Origin of the sequence: Proteus sp. G2673 (assembly GCF_009915125.1) — a bacterium.
Lineage (GTDB): Bacteria > Pseudomonadota > Gammaproteobacteria > Enterobacterales > Enterobacteriaceae > Proteus > Proteus penneri.
Genome location: NZ_JAABLT010000024.1, coordinates 350971 through 375421, shown reverse-complemented (window position 1 = coordinate 375421; position 24451 = coordinate 350971). Strand labels below are relative to the sequence as shown.

19 protein-coding genes and 1 pseudogene are annotated in these 24451 nt (G+C 39.0%); 12 read left to right on the top strand and 8 right to left on the bottom strand.

Annotated elements, in window-relative coordinates; genetic code table 11:
* Positions 1 to 205: 205 nt before the first annotated feature.
* Positions 206 to 1003, bottom strand: a complete 798-nt coding sequence (gene mazG, locus GWI59_RS16660; protein ID WP_161725130.1) for a nucleoside triphosphate pyrophosphohydrolase — start codon at positions 1001 to 1003, stop codon at positions 206 to 208.
* A 243-nt stretch (positions 1004 to 1246) separates the two neighbouring features.
* Between mazG and GWI59_RS16655 the strand changes: the two genes are divergently transcribed.
* Complete coding sequence (locus GWI59_RS16655) at positions 1247 to 2521, top strand: colicin-like pore-forming protein (protein WP_237584691.1); 1275 nt, start codon at positions 1247 to 1249, stop codon at positions 2519 to 2521.
* Between the two features lie 17 nt (positions 2522 to 2538).
* Here GWI59_RS16655 and GWI59_RS16650 read toward each other — a convergent pair whose 3' ends face one another.
* The 4 genes from GWI59_RS16650 to dgt form a co-directional block, all read right to left on the bottom strand.
* Entirely contained in the window at positions 2539 to 2883 is a 345-nt protein-coding gene (locus tag GWI59_RS16650; protein ID WP_115065125.1) for a colicin E1 family microcin immunity protein, read from the bottom strand.
* Between the two features lie 149 nt (positions 2884 to 3032).
* Positions 3033 to 5270 carry a GTP diphosphokinase gene (gene relA, locus GWI59_RS16645; RefSeq protein WP_006534939.1) on the bottom strand — a complete coding sequence of 746 codons (2238 nt, stop codon included), beginning with the start codon at positions 5268 to 5270 and terminating at the stop codon, positions 3033 to 3035.
* 71 nt (positions 5271 to 5341) lie between these two features.
* Positions 5342 to 6667, bottom strand: coding sequence for a 23S rRNA (uracil(1939)-C(5))-methyltransferase RlmD (gene rlmD, locus GWI59_RS16640; RefSeq protein WP_161669632.1), 1326 nt, complete (start codon positions 6665 to 6667; stop codon positions 5342 to 5344).
* 389 nt (positions 6668 to 7056) lie between these two features.
* Positions 7057 to 8565, bottom strand: coding sequence for a dGTPase (dgt, locus tag GWI59_RS16635; RefSeq protein ID WP_161725127.1), 1509 nt, complete (start codon positions 8563 to 8565; stop codon positions 7057 to 7059).
* Between the two features lie 126 nt (positions 8566 to 8691).
* Here dgt and mtnN point away from each other — a divergent pair, with 126 nt between their 5' ends.
* The gene (gene mtnN, locus GWI59_RS16630; RefSeq protein ID WP_072063593.1) at positions 8692 to 9387 is read left to right on the top strand and encodes a 5'-methylthioadenosine/S-adenosylhomocysteine nucleosidase; all 696 of its coding nucleotides are present in this window, start codon (positions 8692 to 8694) and stop codon (positions 9385 to 9387) included.
* Between the two features lie 105 nt (positions 9388 to 9492).
* A complete protein-coding gene (gene btuF / locus GWI59_RS16625) occupies positions 9493 to 10317 on the top strand; it encodes a vitamin B12 ABC transporter substrate-binding protein BtuF (protein ID WP_006534943.1) in 825 nt (274 codons plus the stop codon).
* A 263-nt stretch (positions 10318 to 10580) separates the two neighbouring features.
* On the opposite strand, the gene erpA is transcribed toward btuF, so the two are convergent.
* Positions 10581 to 10925 carry an iron-sulfur cluster insertion protein ErpA gene (gene erpA / locus GWI59_RS16620; protein ID WP_006534944.1) on the bottom strand — a complete coding sequence of 115 codons (345 nt, stop codon included), beginning with the start codon at positions 10923 to 10925 and terminating at the stop codon, positions 10581 to 10583.
* Positions 10926 to 11199: 274 nt separating this feature from the next.
* Between erpA and hemL the strand changes: the two genes are divergently transcribed.
* Positions 11200 to 12486 carry a glutamate-1-semialdehyde 2,1-aminomutase gene (gene hemL, locus GWI59_RS16615; protein ID WP_109847843.1) on the top strand — a complete coding sequence of 429 codons (1287 nt, stop codon included), beginning with the start codon at positions 11200 to 11202 and terminating at the stop codon, positions 12484 to 12486.
* A 72-nt stretch (positions 12487 to 12558) separates the two neighbouring features.
* Here hemL and mrcB read toward each other — a convergent pair.
* Together mrcB and hrpB are read right to left on the bottom strand one after the other, a co-directional pair.
* A pseudogene (gene mrcB / locus GWI59_RS16610) lies at positions 12559 to 14865 on the bottom strand (bifunctional glycosyl transferase/transpeptidase); the annotation flags it as partial.
* A gap of 128 nt (positions 14866 to 14993) precedes the next feature.
* Positions 14994 to 17426: an ATP-dependent helicase HrpB gene (gene hrpB, locus GWI59_RS16605; RefSeq protein ID WP_115065123.1), complete on the bottom strand. Its 2433-nt coding sequence runs from the start codon at positions 17424 to 17426 to the stop codon at positions 14994 to 14996.
* An 85-nt stretch (positions 17427 to 17511) separates the two neighbouring features.
* Between hrpB and sfsA the strand changes: the two genes are divergently transcribed.
* The 8 genes from sfsA (at position 17512) to panD (ending at position 24428) form a co-directional block, all read left to right on the top strand.
* A complete protein-coding gene (gene sfsA / locus GWI59_RS16600) occupies positions 17512 to 18222 on the top strand; it encodes a DNA/RNA nuclease SfsA (RefSeq protein WP_006534951.1) in 711 nt (236 codons plus the stop codon).
* A gap of 196 nt (positions 18223 to 18418) precedes the next feature.
* The gene (gene dksA / locus GWI59_RS16595) at positions 18419 to 18874 is read left to right on the top strand and encodes an RNA polymerase-binding protein DksA (RefSeq protein WP_023580786.1); all 456 of its coding nucleotides are present in this window, start codon (positions 18419 to 18421) and stop codon (positions 18872 to 18874) included.
* A gap of 53 nt (positions 18875 to 18927) precedes the next feature.
* Complete coding sequence (gluQRS, locus tag GWI59_RS16590) at positions 18928 to 19839, top strand: tRNA glutamyl-Q(34) synthetase GluQRS (RefSeq protein ID WP_115065122.1); 912 nt, start codon at positions 18928 to 18930, stop codon at positions 19837 to 19839.
* A gap of 37 nt (positions 19840 to 19876) precedes the next feature.
* The gene (pcnB, locus tag GWI59_RS16585; RefSeq protein ID WP_109399245.1) at positions 19877 to 21484 is read left to right on the top strand and encodes a polynucleotide adenylyltransferase PcnB; all 1608 of its coding nucleotides are present in this window, start codon (positions 19877 to 19879) and stop codon (positions 21482 to 21484) included.
* Positions 21477 to 21971 carry a 2-amino-4-hydroxy-6-hydroxymethyldihydropteridine diphosphokinase gene (gene folK / locus GWI59_RS16580; protein WP_006534956.1) on the top strand — a complete coding sequence of 165 codons (495 nt, stop codon included), beginning with the start codon at positions 21477 to 21479 and terminating at the stop codon, positions 21969 to 21971. Before pcnB ends, folK begins: the two co-directional genes overlap by 8 nt.
* A gap of 357 nt (positions 21972 to 22328) precedes the next feature.
* A complete protein-coding gene (gene panB / locus GWI59_RS16575; protein WP_161725125.1) occupies positions 22329 to 23120 on the top strand; it encodes a 3-methyl-2-oxobutanoate hydroxymethyltransferase in 792 nt (263 codons plus the stop codon).
* A 43-nt stretch (positions 23121 to 23163) separates the two neighbouring features.
* Positions 23164 to 24015 carry a pantoate--beta-alanine ligase gene (panC, locus tag GWI59_RS16570; RefSeq protein WP_006534958.1) on the top strand — a complete coding sequence of 284 codons (852 nt, stop codon included), beginning with the start codon at positions 23164 to 23166 and terminating at the stop codon, positions 24013 to 24015.
* A gap of 32 nt (positions 24016 to 24047) precedes the next feature.
* Positions 24048 to 24428, top strand: coding sequence for an aspartate 1-decarboxylase (gene panD / locus GWI59_RS16565; RefSeq protein ID WP_036932765.1), 381 nt, complete (start codon positions 24048 to 24050; stop codon positions 24426 to 24428).
* The last annotated feature ends 23 nt before the right edge of the window (positions 24429 to 24451 follow it).

Genomic DNA, 24451 nt, shown 5'->3' with positions numbered 1-24451 from the left:
GTTTAATTTTTTTGAGATTAATCACACTTCTAATGTAATAGAATGCAAATGCAAAACTTTAAATCACCCAAAAACAAAAAAACGAAATTACATTTTATAATTTTGATTTTTAAATATTTTTATAAAAATAGCTGAAAAAACGAGATGTTACAGACTATTTTTATCGCACTTTATGTCACATTGGTGTTAATTTGCGTGTCACAATTCACTCAACCGGTTGTCTTTTTGCTTTCTGCCAACAGATCTCCATCTCTTCCAATGAGGCATTTTCTATGCCAGTGCCTTTTTCTGAGAGCGTTTTTTCAACAAAACGAAAGCGCTGTTCAAATTTTCGGCATGCTCGATTTAATGCTTGCTCGGGTTTTTGTTTTAAATGACGTGATAAATTCACCACAGAAAACAATAAATCACCTAACTCATCTTCAATTCGAGAGGCATCTTGAGGCTCTTTTTTCACCTCAGCTATCACTTCATCAATTTCTTCATAAACTTTACCCAAGACAGGCTCTAGTTCATTCCAATCGAACCCCACTGAAGCACAACGCTTTTGAATTTTTTCTGCTTTCATTAAGGCTGGTAAAGTAGCGGGAATATCATCTAATAATGAAAATTGTGCTTTTGCCTCACGCTCTTGAGCTTTAAGTTTTTCCCAACGATGTTTTTCTGTTGATAAATTGTTTTCGCTTTCAGAAGCAAAAATATGAGGGTGACGGCGTTCTAGCTTATTACTAATAGCTTCACAAACATCATTAAAATCAAATAACTTTTGCTCTTGCGCCATGCGTGAATAAAACACAACTTGATAAAGCAAATCGCCCAGCTCTTCTTTTAAATCAGCAAAATCTTTGCGTGTAATGGCATCTAATACTTCATAGGTTTCTTCTAATGTATAAGGTGCGATAGTGTCAAAAGTCTGCACTTTATCCCATTCGCACCCTATTTCAGGATCACGTAGCTGTACCATAATTTCTAATAAACGAAAGATTTCACGATTTTCTGACATCATATTGCCTTTTAAATAAGAGTGAGTTTATCCTGTTTAATACATTTTTAGATAAAAAAATGCCGAGAACAGTTTTCTCGGCATCTTATCATTTCAAGCTCAAGATCTTAAAAATAACTTTTTTGAAAGAATAATGACATTTTAAATTGAACTATAAATTTGTTATTTACAAATATACTCCTCGCTATAAATCCACTTTTCAACATCATATAAATACGTCATTTTTATCAAAGGATTAATAAAATGGGTGAAAATATAATTCAATTTAGTTCATTAACTGTAACGCCACATAGTGCTTATATTCCTGAGTATGCTTTTAATAATGGTTTTTCTTTTAATCAAGCTACAAATATTATTTGTAATAATTTTATGCAGGATAAAAACCAAGAATGCCCTGTTTGCGGAAAGAAAAATTGTCCAGCGTTTAAAAATGAATGTAAATCTTACTTAAAACAGAAAACCGAGTTAGCATTAAAAAAAGCATTAATAATGCGACCTTATGGCCGTGCTTTAATGCATAGATCAAACGAGTTTAATAAAAGCTCTCCATTACTATTATTAAATATGGAAGAAAATAACATTCCATTAAATAATGAAAATATAGGTCGTATATTTGAAGCAGATCTGAATCTAAGTAGAATGTTTTACCAAAAAATGAACTATATAAATGGTTTTCTCTTTGATATTCATTTTAGTCCTCATCCAGACCCTATGTTACAAAATATAGGTGAAAAATTTGGGGAATATTCCCGCTGGTTACCCTCAGTTCGATTAGCCTTACATGCCTTATATGCGGATAAAGGTGCAGACAATATAAATAATTTCCCTGAGATGCAAAAATATATCAGAGAACAAGATTTTAAATCCGCATGCCAAGATTTCCATAATAATATGACGTTTACATATCGCAATTTCCAAATTGCTGATATTTTAGCTCAACAAGCCAATAAAAAAGAAAAAATAGATAATGATTTTAATCAGTTACATGATTCAATAAAGTTTACGGCTGATTTTTATAAGGAAGTGTTTAATGCTTATGGTGATAAAGCAAGGAAATTAGCAGAGTCTTTAGCACAACAAGCCAGAGGAAAAGCCATCCGTAACGTTGATGATGCGCTAAAAGCTTACGAAAAATACAAAGCAGATATCAATAGAAGAATTAATGCCAAAGATCGTAAAGCTATTGCAACTGCATTGGAATCGATCAAACTCGATGATATAGCTCAAAAATTAAAAAAATTTAGTAAAGGTATGACCTATACTGGTTACGCTATTAACTTTTCAGATTGGGCTACCGAATTACATAAAGCAATACAAACCGATGACTGGCGTCCTTTTTTTGTCAAAACAGAAACGCTTATAGTAGGAATGGCAGCTACATCTGTAGCTGGATTTACATTTAGTGTGCTTCTAGGTGGTCCTATAGGTATATTAGGCTATGGATTAATCATGGCTGGTGTTGGTGCATTAATAAATGATGATTTAGTTGAAAAAGCCAACCAGTTCTTGGGAATTTAACTTTATATAATGAAAGGTTACTTATTTAATAAGCAACCTTTCATTAACAAAACCATAACGTAAATAATTGTAATTGGAATAGTCAATAAAAAAACGACTCCATGATATACCGCTACCCCTCCCATTTTTCCTGGTGTATCCATAAATAACCCCTTATTCCAAAACTCTCTTGTAGTAAACTTAAGAAAGAAACTCTCAACTGCCCATTTAGATACGGAAAAGAATATAGTTCCATAAATATTAATAATTAAATAAATAGTCTTATACCTAAATTCATCATTCCAAAATAGATATAAAAAACATAAACCAATAAACCATCCCCAACACATATTATTAATATAATATTGTTTAGTTATCTTCATATTTATCTGCTAGATCCCTTTTATTTAAAACCATATTTACTTTAAATAAACCATAGCAATTTAATCACTAACTAAATATACAGTTTTTCTGATTTTTAGATAAAAAAATGCCGAGAACAATTGTCTCGGCATCTTATCATTTTAATGTTTTAGTGAGAAAAGCGTTTCGCCTCTATCACATCAGGCAGTTGATTAAGTTTTGCCAAAATACGACTTAATACTTGGAGATTATAAATCTCAATATTCATATCGATTGTCGCAATTTGTTGCTTCACATCACTGCGGCTACTCACACCAAGTACATTCACTTTCTCATTGGCTAGAATAGTGGTGATATCGCGTAATAACCCACTACGATCATTCGCGACAACACGTACTACCAATGAATAACCGCTGGAATAATTCTCTCCCCATACTGCATCAACAATACGCTCTGGCGCATGAGAAAGTAATTCAGCAAGTTGTTCACAATCTGCTCGGTGAATCGAAATACCTCGACCTTTAGTAATAAAACCAACAATATTATCACCCGGAATAGGCTGGCAACAGCGCGCAATATGATGCATTAAATTACCAACACCCTCAACGACAATACTACTCCCTGAGCCAGTGGTTCTTGGTGCTGGCGTTTTGCTTTCGAGTGTCCGCAGTGCCTCTTTATCTTCATCTTCTGCAGTGGCTTTATTTAATTTACTTTGAATAAAGTTCACTAATTGATTAATTCGGATATCACCGACACCAATCCCAGCTAATACTTCATCAACACTATGCACGTTATAACGTGCAATCAGCAGTTTTTCTGCTTCTTTCATGTTGATATCCATATGCGCCAATTCGTTATCTAAAATCTGACGCCCTGCAAGAATATTTTTATCGCGATCTTGCTTACGGAACCAATTGTGAATTTTCGCACGTCCACGACTTGTCGTGACATAACCTAAATTAGGATTTAACCAATCACGACTCGGATTAGGATGTTTTTGCGTGATGATTTCAATTTGATCGCCCATCTGTAGCTGATAGCTAAAGGGCACAATGCGCCCGCCAATTTTCGCTCCAATGCAGCGGTGCCCCACATCACTATGAATATGATACGCAAAATCAAGCGGTGTTGAGCCAGCAGGTAAATCAACCACATCACCTTTTGGTGTAAAGACATACACTCGATCATCAAAAACCTGACTACGGACTTCATCCAACATTTCGCCAGAATCCGCCATCTCTTCTTGCCACGCAATCAGTTTACGTAGCCATGCAATACGGTTTTCATAACTTCCTGTACCGCCTTTCGTCGCAGCACCTGTAGCACCTTCTTTATATTTCCAGTGCGCAGCCACACCCAACTCTGCATCTTCATGCATTTGGCGAGTACGAATTTGGATTTCAACTGTTTTACCTTCAGGCCCTAATACAACAGTATGAATAGATTGATAACCATTAGGCTTTGGATTTGCCACATAATCATCAAATTCATCAGGTAAATGGCGGAAATGCGTATGCACAATTCCCAATGCGGCATAACAGTCTTGAAGACGTTCAACGACTATACGAACAGCCCTCACATCGAATAATTCATCAAATGCGAGGTTCTTTTTCTTCATTTTACGCCAAATACTGTAGATATGTTTGGGACGCCCATAGATATCTACATCAACATTCTCTTCTTTCATATAACCACGTACTGTACTGACAAAATTATCAATATACTGTTCGCGATCGATACGGCGCTCATGAAGCAAGCTTGCTATTTTTTTGTATTCATCAGGATGAAGATAGCGGAAACAAAAATCTTCTAATTCCCATTTTAATTGACCAATACCCAATCGGTTGGCTAACGGCGCATAAATATTAAAACACTCTTTAGCGGCCAGTACGCGCTCATCTTCTGTGGCATCTTTTACTTCGCGTAAATGGGCTATACGCTCTGATAGTTTAATGACTACACAACGGAAATCTTCTACCATAGATAACAACATACGACGTACGTTATCTACCTGAATGGAGCTTGTTTCATTGGTATGTGTCGCTTTTAATTGGCGTATGGCGTCCATCTCCATAACACCACGCACTAAACTCCAAATAGCATCACCAAAGTGTTCAGTGACAATTTCCTGACCAATAAGATTTTCTTCAGCAAGAGGGAAAAGAAGCGCTGCCCTCATGCTGTCTTTATCCATGCTGAGTGTCGAAAGAAGCTCAACCATTTCAACACCACGCCACAATAGCCGTTCAGCATCTTCACGCCCTTGAACAGTACGATGGCAGTATTCCCAGGTTTGCATGATTTCACTACCCGCATTGGTATGAGTTAAGTTCAAGCTGTTAACCCATTTATCAACAGCAAACTCTCCCGCAGGTGTTAAGTGAGCACTTCTTACTGCAACCATATTCTCTCCCTACACGGTATAAATCTTATTTGCGACTTATTTACTGGCTAACTGTTTATTATCGACTCAAATTATTTTCGACTAAACTGTGCCATTGATTCCAAATGACCCGTTTGTGGAAACATATCCAACATTTTTAAACCGGTTAGCTGATATCCAGAATCTAATAATATCTTACTATCTCTGGCTAACGTGGTCGGATTACAGGAGACATACACGATTTTTTCTGCAGATAACTTCACTATGTGTGACATTACCTCCAACGCCCCTGCTCTTGCCGGATCTAACAACACTTTGTTAAACCCTTCTTTCGACCATGACATCGCAGAAAAATCAGCCGATAAATCTGCATGCCAAAAATGCGCATTACCTAGTTGGTTTAGTTTTGCATTCTTTTTCGCCATTTCAACCAGTGCAGGTACACCTTCTATACCCACTACTTCACTGACGCGTTTTGCAATAGGTAAAGTAAAGTTACCCATACCACAAAACAGATCTAATACGCGATCTTCTGGCGATAAATCAAGCCATTCAATAGCTTGAGCGACCATCTGAGAATTTATTTCATCATTTACTTGAATAAAATCAGTGGGTGCAAAACGTAAATTTAGACCTTCTATTTGATAGAAGGGTTCCTGCTCAATTGAAGTTAATCGTGCTATCTCGCTATTACCACCTGCAAGATACATCGTAACTTGATAAGTTTGAGAGAAATCACGCAAACTCTGTTTATCATGCTCAGACAATGGCGATAAATGACGTAAAATAACTAATGGCCCATTATCAGCAAGCACCATTTCAACATGCCCTAAATCACGTGCTGATGTTAATTTGTTAAGGCATGTCCAAAGAGGAGACAATAAATCATTTAATTGAGGTTTTAACACTGGACATTTTTTTATCATCACCAAATCGTTAGAACGCTCTTGGCGAAAGCCCATCACCAACCCTTTTTCAGATTGATAGCGCAATCCTAATCTTGCTCTACGGCGGTAACCATATTCGGCACCTGCAATAACAGGCTCAGCTGAAATAATCACACCGGTTTCACGTTTAATAAGGTGCGATAACACACTGGCTTTTGTTGTACGTTGCAGCGCAATAGGGACATGTTGCTGCTGACAACCACCACAACGCTCATAATATTCACAATGCGGTTTTATGCGCTGTTCACTGGTCGTTAAACGCTTAATAACTTCGCCTTTAGCAAACTGGCGCTTTTCTTCTGTTAAACGAATACGAGCAGTTTCTTGTGGGAGTAGTCCTTTTACAAAAATTGTTTTGCCCTCAGCATGAGCAATACCTTGACCATTTGCATCCAATGCACTGGCGGTCACTTCCAGAATCATCGCCTGTTTTTTCGCAGGACGTTTTTTAGGGGAATAAAACTGCACCATAGTATTAAATTAAGTATCAATGATGGATTAACAGTGAAATGACATCGTTTTAGAATACGCTGTATGCTTTTCAGCGTGACATGAATGACTATGCATTTCAGAAGAAAACATAAAGAGAGTATAACATCGAACAAGTTATTTACTTAACTGATATAAGCAATATTTTTGTTAATTTGATAAATATTTTAATGATAACAACCTAAGGCCCTCGATTTATGAATTTTATATTGTTCTATAACTAACAAATATTATATATAACTCTTATATTGAATATACTTACAATTAATAACATCTATTTTCTGTTATTTTAATAAATTTTTATTATCACTAAGAAAAGTCTAAAATTTATAATCAATCAATTAGATAGCGTTTTTCTTAATGATTACAAATCAATCACAAACCATTAATTTTCTATATTCTTCATAAGCATAATGATCCGTCATTCCACTGATATAATCTTGAATTAATCTTGTGCGATAATAAAACTCTAAAACTTTTCCTTTTTCAGCATTTATATCATTTAGCTTTTCTAACATTTCGTTATAAGCCAGTTTATGTTTCACAGAAAGCTTATGATATAAACGCGTCTCAATAACATATTTAGGATGTTCGTTATATTTATGCAATCTTAAAAAATCTTCTGTTGATAATAAAAGCAAAGGTTTATAGATATCAAGTAATCCACTAATCACGCGATATCCTTTCATTTCAAGTTGTTCAACTTCAGGGTGGCTAAACACCCATTTTTTAGCCACACTTTTTAATGTTGTTAATAAACGGTGTTCAGCACTTTCCCCTTCCAATAAAGCGTGGTTAAAACTCCCTTCATAAACTTGAGGAAGATTTTTTATAAAACGGTACGCAGTATAAGGGACTAATTTTCCTGTAATATAAACCCGTAAATACATAAAAAACTGATCTTGCATACTGCGTTTGGCTTCGTTTTGATCAACTTTTTTATAAGCCCGATTAACTGTAATATCGAATAAATCGCCTTCAGTTACATCACCACTTTCACGCCAAGCATCTCGTAAAAGCTGAACAAGACGGTTGATATCAAAAATCCCCTTTTCTACTGCATCATCTAAATCCGCAATACAATAAGAGATGTCGTCAGCAGCTTCCATAATATATGTGAGAGGAAAGCGACAAAATTCACCCATATCTAATTTTTGTTGTACTTCTTTTACGAAAGCTAATTCAGACCAGTAATACCCTGGTTTTTTCATTAAATAGCTATATTCTTTGGGGATCTCTCCTTGCCAATAAGCAGGACGAGTATATTTTAATACACATCCAATTTGCGCATAGGTTAAATTCAATTTAAGCAGATGATGCGCCATTCGAATAGCTTGAGCATTGCCTTCAAATTGGCATAAATCTTGGCGTAAAGTTTGTCGCAATTCATTTAATTGCACTTTAGCTGAATACTGCATAGGGATAAATGGGCAACTGTCGAATTCAGCCGTCGCCTCTGGTGATAATACTTTTTGAAACCAATGCTTAATCGCTGCTTCACCAAAATGACCAAAAGGTGGATTACCAATGTCATGCATTAAACACGCCATCTCAATTAAACTTTCAAGGCTATCAATACGCTCATTTAAGCCATACACTTCAAGCTTATTTTGTTTTTTTAACTCACCAATAATTTGCTTAGCGATATAACGCCCTATTTGTTGAACTTCTAGAGAATGAGTAAGGCGACTGCGTACTGCGGAATTTGTCTCTAAAGGAAAGACTTGTGTTTTTTGTTGTAAACGACGAATAGCAGCTGAGTTAATAATACGTCCTCGATCACTTTCAAATTGTCGAGAAACCTGTGTTTCATCATTAATATCGATGTCACTGCTGTTATATTTGCGTTGATAATTTAACTTCAGCTTAAAATCGATCATTCCTATCCTCTTTCTGGCTTAAATAAAACGAATTCTCTATCCTTTGTGTTATATCGTGTTTTTCCGATAGATGTTAAACTCTATTTAAATTTTATTTATTCTTAACCTACAAGTGAGTATGACACAATGAGAGTTGGCGTAATAGGTGCAATGGAGCAAGAGGTCACACTTCTGCGTGATAAAATTGAAGATTGCCAAATCTTATCCCGTGGCGGTTGTGAAATCTATACAGGCAAAATTAATGGTGTTGATGTTGCATTACTAAAATCAGGTATTGGTAAAGTTGCCGCTGCGATCGGTACAACATTATTACTTGAGCATTTTCGTCCTGATGTCGTTATCAATACTGGCTCTGCGGGTGGCTTAGACTCAAGATTAAATGTTGGTGATATCGTTGTTTCAACGGAAGTCCGCTATCACGATGCAGATGTAACTGCGTTTGGTTATGAACCAGGTCAAATGGCACAATGCCCCCCCGCTTTTATTGCAGATCCTAAACTTATTAGCGTCGCAGAAGCGTGTATTGAATCACTAAAATTAAATGCTGTTCGTGGTTTAATTTGTAGTGGTGATGCTTTTATTAATGGTGCAGAACCTTTAGCTCGTATCCGTCGCACATTCCCAGATGTTGTTGCCGTAGAAATGGAATCAACCGCAATTGGTCATGTTTGCCATCAGTTCGGTACACCATTTGTTGTAGTTCGAGCTATTTCTGATGTGGCTGATAAAGAGTCACACTTAAGTTTTGATGAATTTTTATCTGTCGCCGCAGAACAATCAAGCTTAATGGTGACAGCGATATTGGATAAATTAAAAGACTAATTAAGTCGAGATAATCTTAAAACTACTTTATCAATACCTCACCTTTATTTTTTACTTATTCTAAGATAAAAAATAGGTGGGTATTTTTTTATTATTGGAAAAGTAATGCGTTTATTTATCAATCTTGGATTATTACTCTACCCATTATTTTGGCTTAATGTTGCTATTGCTATCACGCCTGCTGATCGTGTTATTACGCTATCGCCATCAGCCACTGAAATGGCTTATGCCGCGGGCATGGGAGATAATATTGTCGGAGTTAGTGCTTACTCTGATTATCCGGAGGAGGCTAAAAATATTGAACAAGTGGCTAATTGGCAGGGGATTAATATTGAACGCATTCTATTATTAAAACCCGATTTAGTGATTGCATGGCAAGGCGGTAATCCACAACGTCCATTAGATCAGTTAAAAGCTTTGGGTATTCCTATTATTTATTCTGATCCACAAAGTATTGAAGAAATCGCAGACGATCTCGTTACTCTTTCCAATTATAGCCATCATCCTGATATTGCTTTAAACAATGCCCAACAATTACGCCAGCAATATCAGATATTACAGCAACAATACGCATCAAATACATCGGATCACGCCAAGAAAAAAGTATTCATTCAATTTGGAATGCAACCATTATTTACTACATCAAATAGCACATTACAGAGCCATATTACGGAACTTTGCGGTGGAGAGAATATCTTTGCTAACAGCCCTGTGGCATGGCCTCAAGTAAGCCGTGAGCAAGTACTTACAAAACACCCTGATTTGATTATATTCAGTGGTAAGGCAGATCAAATACCTACAATAAAAGCATTTTGGCAACCTCAACTCCCTGTACCTGTTATTGCTATTGATGAAGACAGTTTTAGTCGACCAGCTCCACGTGTTATTAATGCAGCAAAACAAATTTGTGAGGCTATTGCGAACCATTGATTAGAAGCATAGACGGGATTTTAGATTTTGAATTTTGAATTTTGAATTTTGAATTTTGAATTTTGAATTTTGAATTTTGAATTTTGAATTTTGAATTTTGAATTTTGAATTTTGACAGATTTTGTCTTTAACTTTCACAAACAAAAGTCGTGAGCGAGCAAGCAGTGCAACAAGGCAGACAGCGCACAGTAAGCGGAGCATACATTAGTATGTGAGCATTTAACGTCGTGGCACTACTGCACAGCCACGACGCTAAATAAGGATCAGATACTAAAAGAAGAGCCGCAACCACACGTACTCTTAGCATTAGGATTCGTCACAATAAAACGCGACCCCTCCAATCCTTCGGTATAATCCACACAACCGCCTACTAAATACTGCAAGCTCATTGGATCAACCACTAAAGCAACGCCTTGTTTTTCTATGGTCATATCACCTTCATTCATTGCATCATCAAAGGTAAAACCATACTGGAATCCGCTACAACCGCCACCCGTGATATAAACACGTAAACGCAGATTTGGATTTTCTTCATCTGCAATCAGATCTTTTACTTTATTTGCAGCCGCGTCAGTAAATTGTAACGGCAGAGCCATATCATCACTCATTGTTCACTCCAGACTGGGTATTCCAGCAAAAAAACAGCCAGCAAAAATTTATCTTTCTTGCTGATATAATGTGATGATTATCTAATACCTGCTCATAACCTTCAAGTTTGTTGTGGACAAAATACACTTTTTGCTACCTATCACTTTTTACGATAAACCACGTACCCACAATAATAGTGAGAAATCAAAATCTTGTTGCCGTAATTTGGCTTCATCAGCGTGGTGATTTAGAATACGCCTTAATCTTACGCTCACCCATCATTAGGAGTCTGACATGAGCAAGTCTGAAACGCTTTATAATCTCGCACAACAAGTGATCCCCGGCGGTGTCAACTCACCTGTTAGAGCATTTAACGGTGTAGGTGGAACCCCTCTTTTTATTGAACGTGCTAATGGTGCGTATATTTATGATGCCGATGGACGTGCTTACCTGGACTATGTTGGCTCATGGGGACCAATGGTTTTAGGTCATAATCACCCTGCTATTCGTGATGCTGTTACTGATGCGGTACAAAAAGGATTAAGTTTTGGCGCACCAACAGCGGCTGAAGTTGAAATGGCAAACCTAGTCACTGAACTGGTACCTTCAATGGATATGGTTCGCATGGTGAACTCAGGTACCGAAGCGACAATGAGCGCTATTCGCCTTGCTCGTGGTTACACTGGTCGTGACAAAATCATTAAATTCGAAGGTTGCTACCACGGTCATGCAGATTGCCTATTAGTAAAAGCGGGGTCTGGTGCATTAACCATGGGCCAACCTAATTCACCGGGCGTACCCGCTGATTTTGTCAAACACACCTTAACTTGCACTTATAACGATTTAAACTCTGTACGCCAAGCCTTTGAAAACTATCCAGAAGAAGTCGCTTGTATCATTGTTGAACCGGTTGCAGGCAATATGAACTGCGTACCACCAAAAGCAGACTTCTTACCGGGTTTACGTGCGTTATGTGATGAGTTTGGTGCATTACTGATTATTGATGAAGTAATGACAGGCTTTCGCGTGGCATTAGGTGGCGCACAAGCTTATTATGATGTTGATCCTGACTTAACATGCTTAGGTAAAATTATCGGTGGCGGTATGCCTGTAGGTGCATTTGGTGGACATATGGAAGTGATGTCTAAACTCGCGCCAATTGGCCCTGTTTATCAAGCGGGAACCTTATCAGGCAACCCAATTGCAATGGCAGCAGGTTTAGCCTGTTTACACGAAGTCTCACAACCGGGTGTTCATCAAACATTAGATGAACTCACAACAATGCTAGCGGATGGTTTACTTGAAAAAGCACAACAAGCGGGCATTCCAATGGTTATCAACCATGTTGGCGGGATGTTTGGTCTGTTCTTTACAGATGCAAAAGAAGTGACTTGCTATCAAGATGTGATGAACTGCGATGTTGAACGTTTTAAACAATTCTTCCATTTAATGTTAGAAAAGCGCATCTACCTTGCACCTTCAGCATTTGAAGCCGGCTTTATGTCTATTGCTCATACCAAAGAAGATATTCAACGCACTATTGATGCAGCGGAATATGCATTTGGAAAAATGAAAGGCTAGTTAGCGCTGTTCAGAGATCAATAAAAACGGCACTCACGTGCCGTTTTTATTTTAGCTAATCTACGTGATCACTTACTCAGAAAACAGATCTTGTAACCACTTTGGTGCGCCACTTTCATCAGTATCTTGCTGAACAGGTGTGCACAATCCATCTGGATTTGCTGTCCATACAGGTAAGGTACGAACACCACCGCCATAACAAGCAAAGTTACCTTGAGCATCAACAGACATCTCTGCAATATCTTCTGGTGCTGGTGGGTTTAATTTCAGCGGTGCCTGATTCTGTAGATAATTACGATAAAGCAACAATGCCCCTGTTGAACCCGTTAAGTTCGTTGGGCCATTATTATCGCGCCCCATCCATGAAATCGTCACTTCTTTGCCATCAATCCCCGCAAACCAACTATCACGAAGATCGTTTGTCGTACCCGTTTTACCCGCAAGATTGTAATTACCAAATTTTGGTTTTAATACACGCCATGCTGTACCCGAATTCACCACTTGTTGCATACCAAATAGCGTCATATAAGCCGCTTGTGGCGAAACCGTCGTTTCTGCTTGAGGATAACTTTGGTAAAGCACAGTACCATCTTGGGCAATAACAGAACGCAATGATGATAATTTTGCACGATTACCTAAACTACCAATTGTTTGGAAAGTTTGAGCGACTTCCATTGGTGTTAAGTTTAATGCACCTAATAGCATCGCAGGCACTTTTTCCAGATTTTCTGCGGGGGCACCTAAGTTAATCCAAGTTTGGATCACTCGATCTAACCCGACTTCTAAACCCAGATTGACAGTAGGAACATTACGTGAGGTTGCTAATGCATCCACCAACATTAATTTACCTTTATAACCGCGATCGTAGTTACGAGGTTGCCAAGGTTTGCCCCCTGGAATAGGCACAGAAATAGGTTCATCTGCAAGCCAGGTATTTAAACGAAAACGCTCAGGTTCACTTAATGCCGTTAAGTAGGTAGCCGGTTTTGCTAAAGAACCGATTGAGCGACGAGCTGATAATGCACGATTAAAGCCTGCATATTGTGGTTGAGAGCCTCCCACTAATGCTCTCACCTCTCCACTTAAGCGATCCACAACAACCATCGCCCCTTCAAGATCGTCAATTTTACGCACTTTACGTATATCGGCAACGCCCACTTCAACTGCTTTTTCAGCTGCATCTTGCGAAACAGGATCTAATGTAGTGAAAATTTTTGTACCTGATAAATCTTTTACTTTATCGCCTAGGGTTGTTTGTAACTCTTGGCGAACCAATTGCATAAATGCAGGTTGAGGCGTTAACGCTTCACTACGTGGTTTCACACCTAAAGGGCGCGCACTCAGTACATTGTAAAGCTCTTGATCGATTATCTCTTGTGTTTGCAGTAGTTTTAATACCACATTACGACGCTCTAACGCAGATTTGGGGTTACGCCATGGGTTATAAGCAGACGCGCCTTTAACCATACCCACTAAAAGAGCTTGCTGATCAAGGCTTAATTCATCAACGGGACGACCAAAATAGTAAAGGCTCGCTAAAGGGAAGCCTCGAATTTGTTCATCACCACTTTGCCCTAAAAAAACCTCATTAAGATACAGCTCTAAAATACGATCTTTGCTATAACTCGCATCCATAATGATCGCCATATAGGCTTCATTAAGCTTTCTTTTTAACGTTCTTTCGTTAGTCAAAAATAGGTTTTTCACTAACTGTTGCGTTAAGGTACTCCCACCTTGAACCGCTTTACCGGCAGTAAAGTTTGCTAATACTGCGCGCCCAATCGAATAAAGGCTAATTCCATCATGTTCATAGAAACGGCGATCTTCTGTTGCAATTAATGTATCCACTAATAATTGTGGAAATTTATCTCTTGCTAAGAATAAGCGTTGTTCACCATTTGCAGATTGCATCATGGTAATTAACTTAGGATCAAGACGGAAAAAACCAAACTGCCGTTGATTATCCATGTTAGTAATACTAACCAATGAATTCTGCTCAAAGGTTAATTTAGCTAAAATTTGCTCTTCACGGCCATCAGGAAAATCGAAAGGTCGGCGCAACATTTCAATCGTGTTGCCTCTTACCACAAATTCGCCAGGACGAGTGATTTTGTTAACATTGCGGTATTGCATACCTTCGAGTAAGCTCACCATCTCTTTTTGGCTATAATTCATGCCCGGCTCTAAGTTGACGGTACGTCCGTAAACCGCAGCGGGTAATTCCCAAACATTACCATCAAGGCGCTCTTTGATTTGAGAATGTAAATAAACCCCATAAATCCCCATTAAAACCGCAACCACAATGGCGATTTTGACAAATAACCAAAACCAAGAACGCCCTCTTTTGGTTTGTTTCACTGGTCTTTTCTTTCTACTCATGAACGCTATCTCTCATAAAAACCCCTTTATCACGGGATAAAGAAGCCTAACATTGTCGCTATTTTTCCGTGTGATCCCACAAGAAAGCTCTCAAATAGGGATAATCTACGATAAAAACTTAAATTAACTTATTGGCTATATTTTTTTACTCGTCGAGTCGGTGCCGTATTCGCCGGATCATCAGGCCATAAATGCTTGGGGTAACGTCCTTTCATCTCTTTTTGCACCTCTTTATAACTTCCAGCCCAAAATGTCGCCAGATCTTGTGTTTTTTGGATGGGACGATGGGCTGGTGATAATAATTCCATGACTACAGGCAATTGACCATTCGCAATAATAGGGCTTTGTTGTTCGCCATAAACTTCTTGAATGCGGATCGCAATGACTGGCGGTAACTCTAAATCATATTGGATCGCCACTTTTGTCCCTGTTGGTGCTAAATAATGCGTTGGAAATAAACTTTGTAGTAACTGATTTTCATGCCACGTTAATTGGTTTTTAATAATTGTATTAATATCAATTTGTTGTAATGCTTTTAATGTCTGAACTTCCCCCAATTCAGGCAAAAGCCATGTTTCTAAAGTTTCAAGTAACACCGTTTCTGCTAAATCAGGTAATAAGGCTTCTGGACACCATTTTTTCGCTAAAGAAAGGCGAATAAAAAGCTGTTGAGTCTCTTCATTCAGCGCTAAAGCCTTTAAACCGTTATCTCTCAACCAATTCAATAATGCTTGTTGCATTTGTTGCTTATTGGGTTTGTCTAATTGTCGCTGGCTTAAAGTTAATCGCCCTAATTGACGCTGTTGCCATGCAACTAATGTACCTCGTTTTTCATCCCATTCAACCGTGGTATTATTTTCAATAAGATCAGGAAAGATAGCTGATATTTCATCGATATCAATGGGTAGCGCTAATAAAATGCGCACATCGGCATAATGTACATTTTGTAGTAATAACGGCGCTAAGATCCACTGTGCATTACTCATAGAATGCGCATCATCCATCATGGCACCTTGCCCATTGGCTAAACGAAAACGACCTTGATTATCACGATTTTTAGCAATTCTATCAGGAAACCCGACTGCTAATAATGAACCTAATAATTCAGGACAAAAAATCCCTTTCCGATGTTGAGAAAGCTGTTTTTCACGTCGTGTCCAGAACATATTTTTTTGTTGAGAAACCCGTTCTAGATTAATTTCCTGCCCTCGTGGAGGCTCTTCTAAGATTGCACATAAGCGTGCTGCCGTCGCAAGATGATTGTCACTTTGCTCACTCGCATAATCTAAAATCGCGGCTAATCGAGGTTCTATTCCCCATTGCGCCATACGCAAACCACGCGGTGTTAATCCATCTTGCTTATCAATAGCGCCTAAACGATACAATAAATCTTTAGCTGCATTCAATGCTTGTGGGGTTGGTGTATCCAACCAACTCAATTGATTAATGTCACGACATCCCCACTGCAAGACGGAAAGCCATAACGACGATAAATCACTAGTTAAAATTTCAGGTATTTGGTGAGAAGCAACACGCTCTGCCTGCTCTTGGCTGATTAAATGCCAGCAAATACCTGCTTCAAGACGCCCAGCTCGCCCAGCTCGTTGTGTTTGTGACGATTGGCTAATCCTTTGACGCACTAAGCTAGTGACACCGCTTCTTAAATCAAACTGAGCGCGTTTCTCAATAGCACTATCAAGGACTAAGCGAATACCTTCAATAGTCAGACTGGTTTCTGCAATATTGGTAGCAAGTACGATTTTTCGATAACCTTTTTCAGTCGGTTCAATCGCTTTTTGTTGTTCTGCTAATGAAAGGGCGCCATAAAGTGGAAATAGTAAAATATTGTCATCCACTTTATCTTTTAGAATATCTGCAACGCGTACTATTTCTGCACTTCCCGGCAAGAATATCAGCATAGAGCCGGTTTCTTGCGCCAATAATCGCAACGCCATTGTGGCAATTTCTTGTTCAAAGGGTTGATGCGTATTGATAGGAAAATACACTCTTTCGACGGGATAACTGCGCCCTTGCGCACTGATCATAGGGGCATCAGGTAGTAGTGAGGTAATTTTTTGATTATCTAAGGTCGCGGACATAATCAAAACACGCAAATCATCGCGTAATCCCATCTGTACATCAAGCAATAGCGCTAGAGCTAAATCCGCTTGTAAGCTGCGTTCATGAAATTCATCTAACATTACAAGGCTTACGCCAGTCAACTCTGGATCTTGCTGTAACATGCGGTTTAATACACCTTCTGTTACCACTTCAAGTCGAGTTTTTGAGCTGACTTTGCTTTCCGCTTTCATACGATAACCTACCGTATTTCCAACTTCCTCATTGAGTTGATTTGCTAAACGATAAGCAATACTTTTAGCCGCTATTCTTCTTGGCTCTAATAAAATTATTTTGCCATCAAAGTAATTTTGCTCCAGTAAATAGAGAGGAAGCGCCGTGGATTTACCGGCACCTGTAGGTGCATGAAGCAAAACTTGTGGGGATTGTTTTAACGCAGTAACGATTTTTTCTGTTACATCAAAGATTGGCAATAAATGCACACAGGCTCCATGACTCATTAACTTTCTCGGCTTGGCATTGTAGCATTAGCGCTTTATTAAAGGTCATATTTTCATCGGAGTGATCATGAAATTTGAGCAACCGCTACAATCTGCCACTTTACTAAAACGATATAAGCGTTTTTTAGCAGACGTTGTTACCCCTAATGGGGAAGAATTCACGCTCCATTGTGCCAACACAGGTGCAATGACGGGATGTGCGACACCGGGTGATACTGTTTGGTACTCCACCTCTTTGAATGCAAAAAGAAAATATCCGCACAGCTGGGAACTGACTCAAACTCAAACCGATGATTGGATTTGTGTAAATACCTTAAGAGCGAATGGGATTATTGCTGATGCGATTGAGGCGGGTGACATTCCAGAATTATCTGAGTATGACGAGATAAAACGAGAAGTGAAATACGGTAGTGAGAATAGCCGTATTGATATTTTACTTAAATCAAATCATAAAGTTGACTGTTATATTGAAGTGAAGTCAGTCACTTTGCTCGACAACGGTATGGGTTATTTCCCTGATGCAAAAACAGAACGTGGTCAGAAACATCTTCGAGAGTTGACCGCTATCGCAAAATTGGGTTTAAGGGCTGTCTTATTCTACGCAGTTCCCCATACTGGCATTACGGAAGTGACTGTTGCTAAAGAGATTGATCCTAACTATGCTTCACTACTAAAAGAAGCATGTGATGCAGGGGTTGAAATCTTGTGTTATCGCATCAATATTAGTGAATACAATTTAACAATTGGACAGCAATTACCTTTTATTTCAAATGGTTAATTGAAATCCATGGTGTTAGTTAATCATTTTTTAACTAAAAAGGGATATTTACTTGCGTACCTTCACACCATGAGAAAACTTATTAAAGGAATAATTGCTATCCTCGCGGGCATCTGCTATTTATAGCGCCCTATTTTTTCCCCTTCCTGTTTTTAAGGTGGGGATTATTCAGAAATGCGTATGTAGGAGAAGCATTATGCAAGAAGGGCAAAAGCGTAAAACATCGTCCATGAGCATTCTCGCTATTGCTGGCGTTGAGCCATATCAGGAAAAAGCGGGCGAAGAGTACATGAACGAAGCCCAATTAGCGCATTTTAAGCTAATACTTGAATCTTGGCGCAATCAGCTCAGGGATGAAGTCAACCGCACCGTTACTCATATGCAAGATGAGGCGGCAAACTTCCCTGATCCCGTTGACCGAGCTGCACAAGAAGAAGAATTCAGTCTTGAGCTGCGTAACCGTGATCGTGAACGTAAACTCATTAAGAAAATCGAGAAAACACTGAAAAAAGTCGAAGATGATGACTTTGGTTTCTGTGAATCTTGTGGAGTAGAAATCGGCATTCGCCGTTTAGAAGCTCGCCCTACAGCCGATTTATGTATCGACTGTAAAACCTTAGCTGAAATCCGTGAAAAGCAGATGGCTGGCTAATAATGAGCAAACGCCTCAACCTAATACGTTGAGGCGTTAATCTGAATCTTTCGATGCACGAGATTACAGACTATATTGGGCGCTTTGCGCCATCGCCAACGGGTCGACTTCATTTTGGCTCATTGGTTACTGCACTTGGCAGTTATCTTCAAGCTCGTGCACACCACGGGCGTTGGCTTCTACGCATTGATGATATCGACCCTCTTAGAGAACCTCCTGGTACTGCACTCCAAATTATTCGCACATTAGAACATTATGGTTTGTTCTGGGATGAAGAGATCCTCTATCAATCGCAACGCCATGATGCTTACCGTGAAATTTTACACACCCTTTGGAAAGAAGGTGTTTGCTACCACTGTCATTGTAGCCGTCATCGTTTACATGACTTAGGGGGCGTGTATGATAACCACTGCCGTCATCGCGAACCGCTAACGAATAATGTTACACCTTTCGATAAAGAGAGTGCATGGAGATTAATCCAACAGCATCCCGTTTATCATTTTGAAGATAGCATTCAAGGTACATATTATTCAAAGAGTACGTCTATCGTATTAGAAGATATGATTATTCACAGAAAAGGTAACTTATTTGCGTATAATCTAGTAACAGTGATTGATGATAGTTATCAGGGTGTAACAGAAGTTGTTAGAGGTGCCGATCTACTTGATCCCACATTGCGACAAATCAGTTTACATAAACAACTGAATTTACCTATTCCGCGTTATGCTCATTTACCTTTAGTAATAAATCATGACGGTAATAAATTATCAAAACAAAATCACGCGAATGCGTTACCAGATACTGATCCAAGACCGGTCATTATCGATGCTTTACGGTTTCTTAATCAGCCCATTATTGCAGGTTGGCAAGATTATTCGTTAACATCATTGCTAGAGATTGCGATAGCACAGTGGTCACCTTCTGAGATTTTAAAACAAAATCATCAGCAACAAAGGTATGAATAAACCACACAAAGCATTCTCAAAAAATGTTCAGTAGGCTATGATTAGCCGCTTAATTTTTTTAATTATTAGAATTTATTATTCGAGGTGTCATATTTTTAATCGAGTAGCACATTTCTGCCGTAATCTGCTAGGGCGACAAACACCGTCATCAGACACACAACCGGTAGCAAGTGAAAGGCCAGTCACTGCATCTGACCGACCAAAACAAGAAACACAGAAACCTGTGCGTCGGCGTCCTGCTATATCCGCAGACCGTCCCCGTAAGAAAAAGAGTAACAAAGAAAAGGCGAACGGGAGTGATTTGCCAATGACTGTGATCCCAAGAGATCAACACCCAATTTCACGTAAAGACATCAGTGATAATGCCTTAAAAGTACTTTATCGACTAAATAACTCTGGCTTTCAGGCTTATTTAGTGGGAGGTGGTGTCCGTGACTTATTACTGGGAAAAAAACCAAAAGATTTTGATATTGCCACAAATGCAACGCCTGAAGATGTACGTCGATTATTCCGCAACAGTCGTTTAGTCGGTCGTCGTTTCCGTCTTGCTCATATTATGTTTGGCCCCGAAGTGATTGAAGTTGCGACTTTCCGTGGTTCTCATGAAGATCATGAAGTTTCAGACAACAACCAATCCCAGCAAGCACAAAGTGGCATGTTACTGCGCGACAATATTTTTGGTTCAATTGAAGAAGATGCCATTCGTCGTGACTTTACATTAAACAGTCTCTATTACGGCGTTGATGATTTTGCTGTACGTGATTACGTTGGCGGTTTAGCGGATCTGAAAGCTGGTATTATTCGTTTAATAGGCGATCCTGAAACGCGCTATCGCGAAGATCCTGTCAGAATGCTTAGAGCAATTCGCTTTGCCAGCAAATTGGATATGCAAATTGCACCAGAAACGGCAGAGCCTATTAGCAGATTAGCCCCTTTATTACGTAATATTCCATCGGCTCGTCTTTTTGAAGAGTCGCTAAAATTATTACAAACAGGGCAAGGCTACAAAACTTACAAGTTAATGTGCCGTCATCAATTACTTGAACCACTGTTTCCGCTAATTGCTTCTAAAATGACAGAGCAACATGATACGCCGATGGAGAGAATGATAGATCAAATTCTCAAAAATACGGACTACCGCATCAATAAAGAGATGCGAGTCAATCCGGCGTTCTTATTTGCGGCGATGTTGTGGTATCCATTAATTGAACATGCCGAAAAATTAGTCCAAGAAAGTGGTCTTTCTTACTATGACTCTTTCTCTATGGCGATGAACGATATTTTAGATGAGCAATGTCGTACTATTGCGATACCCAAACGCATTACCACAACCATGCGTGATATCTGGCTATTGCAACAACGTTTACCGAAACGCCAAGGTCGTCGAGCGAATAAATTACTTGAGCACCCTAAATTCCGTGCCGCATTCGATTTACTGGAATTACGTGCCAATGTACAACGCAATCCAGATCTTGAAGCGTTAGCAAGTTGGTGGGCTGATTTCCAAGCATCTAACAATACACAACAACGCTCAATGGTCTCTGAATTAGGTCAAGCGCCGGTTCGTAGACGTCCACGTCCACGTAAACGCCCTCGCCATCCAAGTGCAAAACCTGCATCCAGACAAGAGAACACCCATGAATAAGCAGAAAAAACGTGTTTATATCATCTTGGGAAGTAATTTGGATTCACCTGAAAATCAGGTGAATTCAGCGATTAAGGCAATCAGTGAGATCCCACAAACAACATTAATTGCACAATCATCTTGGTATCGTACTCGCCCTATGGGACCACAAGATCAACCTGATTACCTTAATGTCGCTGTTGTAGTTGATACAACATTAGCACCCGAAGAGTTGCTTAATAACACTCAAGCAATTGAATTAGCACAAGGTCGCGTCAGAAAAGAAGGCAATCGTTGGGGGCCAAGAACGCTTGATATTGATATTATGCTATTTGGTGATGATGTGATCCAAACCGAGCGATTGACGGTACCCCATTACGGGCTTAAAGTCCGCGAATTTATGCTTTATCCATTAGCGGAATTAGCCCCCGAACTTCGTTTTCCTGATGGTGAGTTATTAGCAGATAGATTGGCGTTAGTGCCTGAAAATGGCATGGAAAAGTGGTAATTTCACGCTAATACGCCCTTAATGCTAAAGGTTGATACCGTAAAAATAGACACAGTATCAGCCTATCTCTTCTCTTTTGCTTTCCCTCAATTTTTCAAATTCAGCTCTTCCTCTCTATTTTTGAATTCTTTTATATTTATTTTTACATATAACAAACTGATAAATATAAATAAAAATCATCATTTATTATTTTTTATTACTCATTTAATTACTTTTTCTTCGTTTTTAGTCCTTAAATGCTACAATCGAAAGCGGCTTTATTTTGATAATCTAATATTTTCTTTAATAAACAAATGATTATGTGAAGTAATTAATTTTATCTACACACCAAAAACGACACTGATGGAGTTTTTTACAATGAAACCCACTACGCTTTCAACGCTAAACCGCTATAAGCAAGAAAAGAAAAAATTCGCCACACTCACTGCTTATGATGCAAGTTTTGCTCACCTTTTTGCACAAGAAGGTATTCAAGCCATGTTGATTGGTGATTCCTTAGGAATGACACTACAAGGTCATAACAGCACCTTACCCGTTACTGTTGAGCAAATTGCCTATCACACTCGTTGCGTAAGAGCTGGTGCGCCTAATGCCTTTTTAATTGCAGATATGCCCTTTATGTCTTATTCAACACCTGAGCAAGCTTGCCTTAATGCCGGCATTTTGATGCAAGCAGGGGCGAATATGGTAAAGATTGAAGGGGGTAGCTGGTTAATACCGACAGTAAAAGTGCTGACCGAACGTGCTGTTCCAGTCTGTATTCATTTAGGATTAACACCACAATCCGTTAATGTTTTTGGTGGCTATAAAGTTCAAGGCAGAGAACTAGCAGCCGCAGAACAATTAAAACAAGATGCCATGTCACTTGAAAAGGCAGGTGCGCAACTGGCTGTTTTAGAATGTGTTCCCGTGGCTCTTGCAAAAGCGATTACAGACGCGCTAACGATGCCTGTTATTGGTATTGGTGCGGGAAATGTTACTGATGGCCAAATTCTCGTTATGCATGATTTATTAGGATTAACGCCACAGCCTCCAAAATTCTCTAAAAACTTCTTGCAAGAAGCAGGCTCTTTGCAAGGCGCCGTTAGCCTGTATGTTCAGCAAGTAGAGCAAGGCCTATTTCCACAAGAACAACATACATTTAACTGATTTATTATCTTAATTTATAAACATCGTTTAAAGGAGTCACGCCATGCTAATTATTGAAACTACGCTTATCTTACGCAGAGAAATCAAGCGATTAAAGCAAGAAGGTAAACGCATTGCATTGGTTCCAACTATGGGTAACCTTCATGAAGGCCACCTAAAATTAATTGAAGAAGCCCGTCTTCATGCAGATGTGGTTATCACATCTATTTTTGTTAATCCACTTCAGTTTGATAGAGAAGCCGATTTAGCAAACTACCCTCGTACTTTACAAGAAGATTGCGAGTTACTGCGTGATAAACATGTCGATATCATTTTCGCGCCTTCTGCGAAAGAGATGTATCCACATGGCATGGAAAACCAAACAACGGTTGATGTACCTGTACTTTCTACTGTATTGGAGGGTGCAAGCCGTCCTGGTCATTTCCGTGGTGTTACAACAGTCGTCAGTAAACTATTTAATCTTGTACAACCTGATGTCGCGATGTTTGGTGAAAAAGACTTCCAGCAACTGCAAATTATCCAAAAAATGATAAACGATTTATGTATGGATATCAGCATCGTTCCTGTTGCTATCGTACGTGACAAAAATGGTTTAGCACTCAGTTCGCGCAATCGTCTATTATCTGATAATGAAAAACAGCAAGCCCCTGCACTTTACCAAGCAATGCAAGAAATCGCAGAACAATTAAAGTTGGGGGATCATGATGTTAATCACCTACTGCAAAATGCAAAAAACACTTTAGAACAAAAAGGTTTTCGTGCAGATGAATGCTTTATTTGTGATGCAGATACACTCACACCATTAAATGAAGAGAGTCGTCGAGCAGTGATTTTAATGGCAGCATGGCTAGGTAATACTCGTCTTATTGATAACCAACAAGTTAACCTTGTTTAATATTCATTATTCGAAAAATAGGAAACACAACAATGCTACGCACTATGTTACAAGGCAAACTTCATCGCGTAAAAGTCACACAAGCCGATCTTCATTATGAAGGCTCTTGCGCGATTGATCAGGATTTTATGGATGCCGCTGGTATTCTTGAAAATGAAGCGATTGATATTTATAACGTAGATAATGGTGAACGCTTTTCAACTTACGCCATTTGTGCGGAAAGAGGCTCACGAATTATTTCAGTCAATGGCGCAGCTGCGCGTAAAGCCGCCGTTGGCGATCGCTTAATTATTTGCTCTTATGTGCAAATTCCTGATAGTGATGCGCGTAGCCATAAACCCAACATCGCCTATTTTGAAGACAACAATGAAATGAAGCGCATAGCCAAAGCCGTGCCAGTTCAAGTTGCTTAATTAATAAAATATTACCTACTTCC

Bases quoted from the DNA above. Each gene is read 5' to 3' on its own strand.
- mazG (WP_161725130.1), bottom strand. From the start codon at position 1,003: ATGTCAGAAAATCGTGAAATCTTTCGTTTATTAGAAATTATGGTACAG.
- GWI59_RS16655 (WP_237584691.1), top strand. From the start codon at position 1,247: ATGGGTGAAAATATAATTCAATTTAGTTCATTAACTGTAACGCCACAT.
- GWI59_RS16650 (WP_115065125.1), bottom strand. From the start codon at position 2,883: ATGAAGATAACTAAACAATATTATATTAATAATATGTGTTGGGGATGG.
- relA (WP_006534939.1), bottom strand. From the start codon at position 5,270: ATGGTTGCAGTAAGAAGTGCTCACTTAACACCTGCGGGAGAGTTTGCT.
- rlmD (WP_161669632.1), bottom strand. From the start codon at position 6,667: ATGGTGCAGTTTTATTCCCCTAAAAAACGTCCTGCGAAAAAACAGGCG.
- dgt (WP_161725127.1), bottom strand. From the start codon at position 8,565: ATGATCGATTTTAAGCTGAAGTTAAATTATCAACGCAAATATAACAGC.
- mtnN (WP_072063593.1), top strand. From the start codon at position 8,692: ATGAGAGTTGGCGTAATAGGTGCAATGGAGCAAGAGGTCACACTTCTG.
- btuF (WP_006534943.1), top strand. From the start codon at position 9,493: ATGCGTTTATTTATCAATCTTGGATTATTACTCTACCCATTATTTTGG.
- erpA (WP_006534944.1), bottom strand. From the start codon at position 10,925: ATGAGTGATGATATGGCTCTGCCGTTACAATTTACTGACGCGGCTGCA.
- hemL (WP_109847843.1), top strand. From the start codon at position 11,200: ATGAGCAAGTCTGAAACGCTTTATAATCTCGCACAACAAGTGATCCCC.
- sfsA (WP_006534951.1), top strand. From the start codon at position 17,512: ATGAAATTTGAGCAACCGCTACAATCTGCCACTTTACTAAAACGATAT.
- dksA (WP_023580786.1), top strand. From the start codon at position 18,419: ATGCAAGAAGGGCAAAAGCGTAAAACATCGTCCATGAGCATTCTCGCT.
- gluQRS (WP_115065122.1), top strand. From the start codon at position 18,928: ATGCACGAGATTACAGACTATATTGGGCGCTTTGCGCCATCGCCAACG.
- pcnB (WP_109399245.1), top strand. From the start codon at position 19,877: ATGATTAGCCGCTTAATTTTTTTAATTATTAGAATTTATTATTCGAGG.
- folK (WP_006534956.1), top strand. From the start codon at position 21,477: ATGAATAAGCAGAAAAAACGTGTTTATATCATCTTGGGAAGTAATTTG.
- panB (WP_161725125.1), top strand. From the start codon at position 22,329: ATGAAACCCACTACGCTTTCAACGCTAAACCGCTATAAGCAAGAAAAG.
- panC (WP_006534958.1), top strand. From the start codon at position 23,164: ATGCTAATTATTGAAACTACGCTTATCTTACGCAGAGAAATCAAGCGA.
- panD (WP_036932765.1), top strand. From the start codon at position 24,048: ATGCTACGCACTATGTTACAAGGCAAACTTCATCGCGTAAAAGTCACA.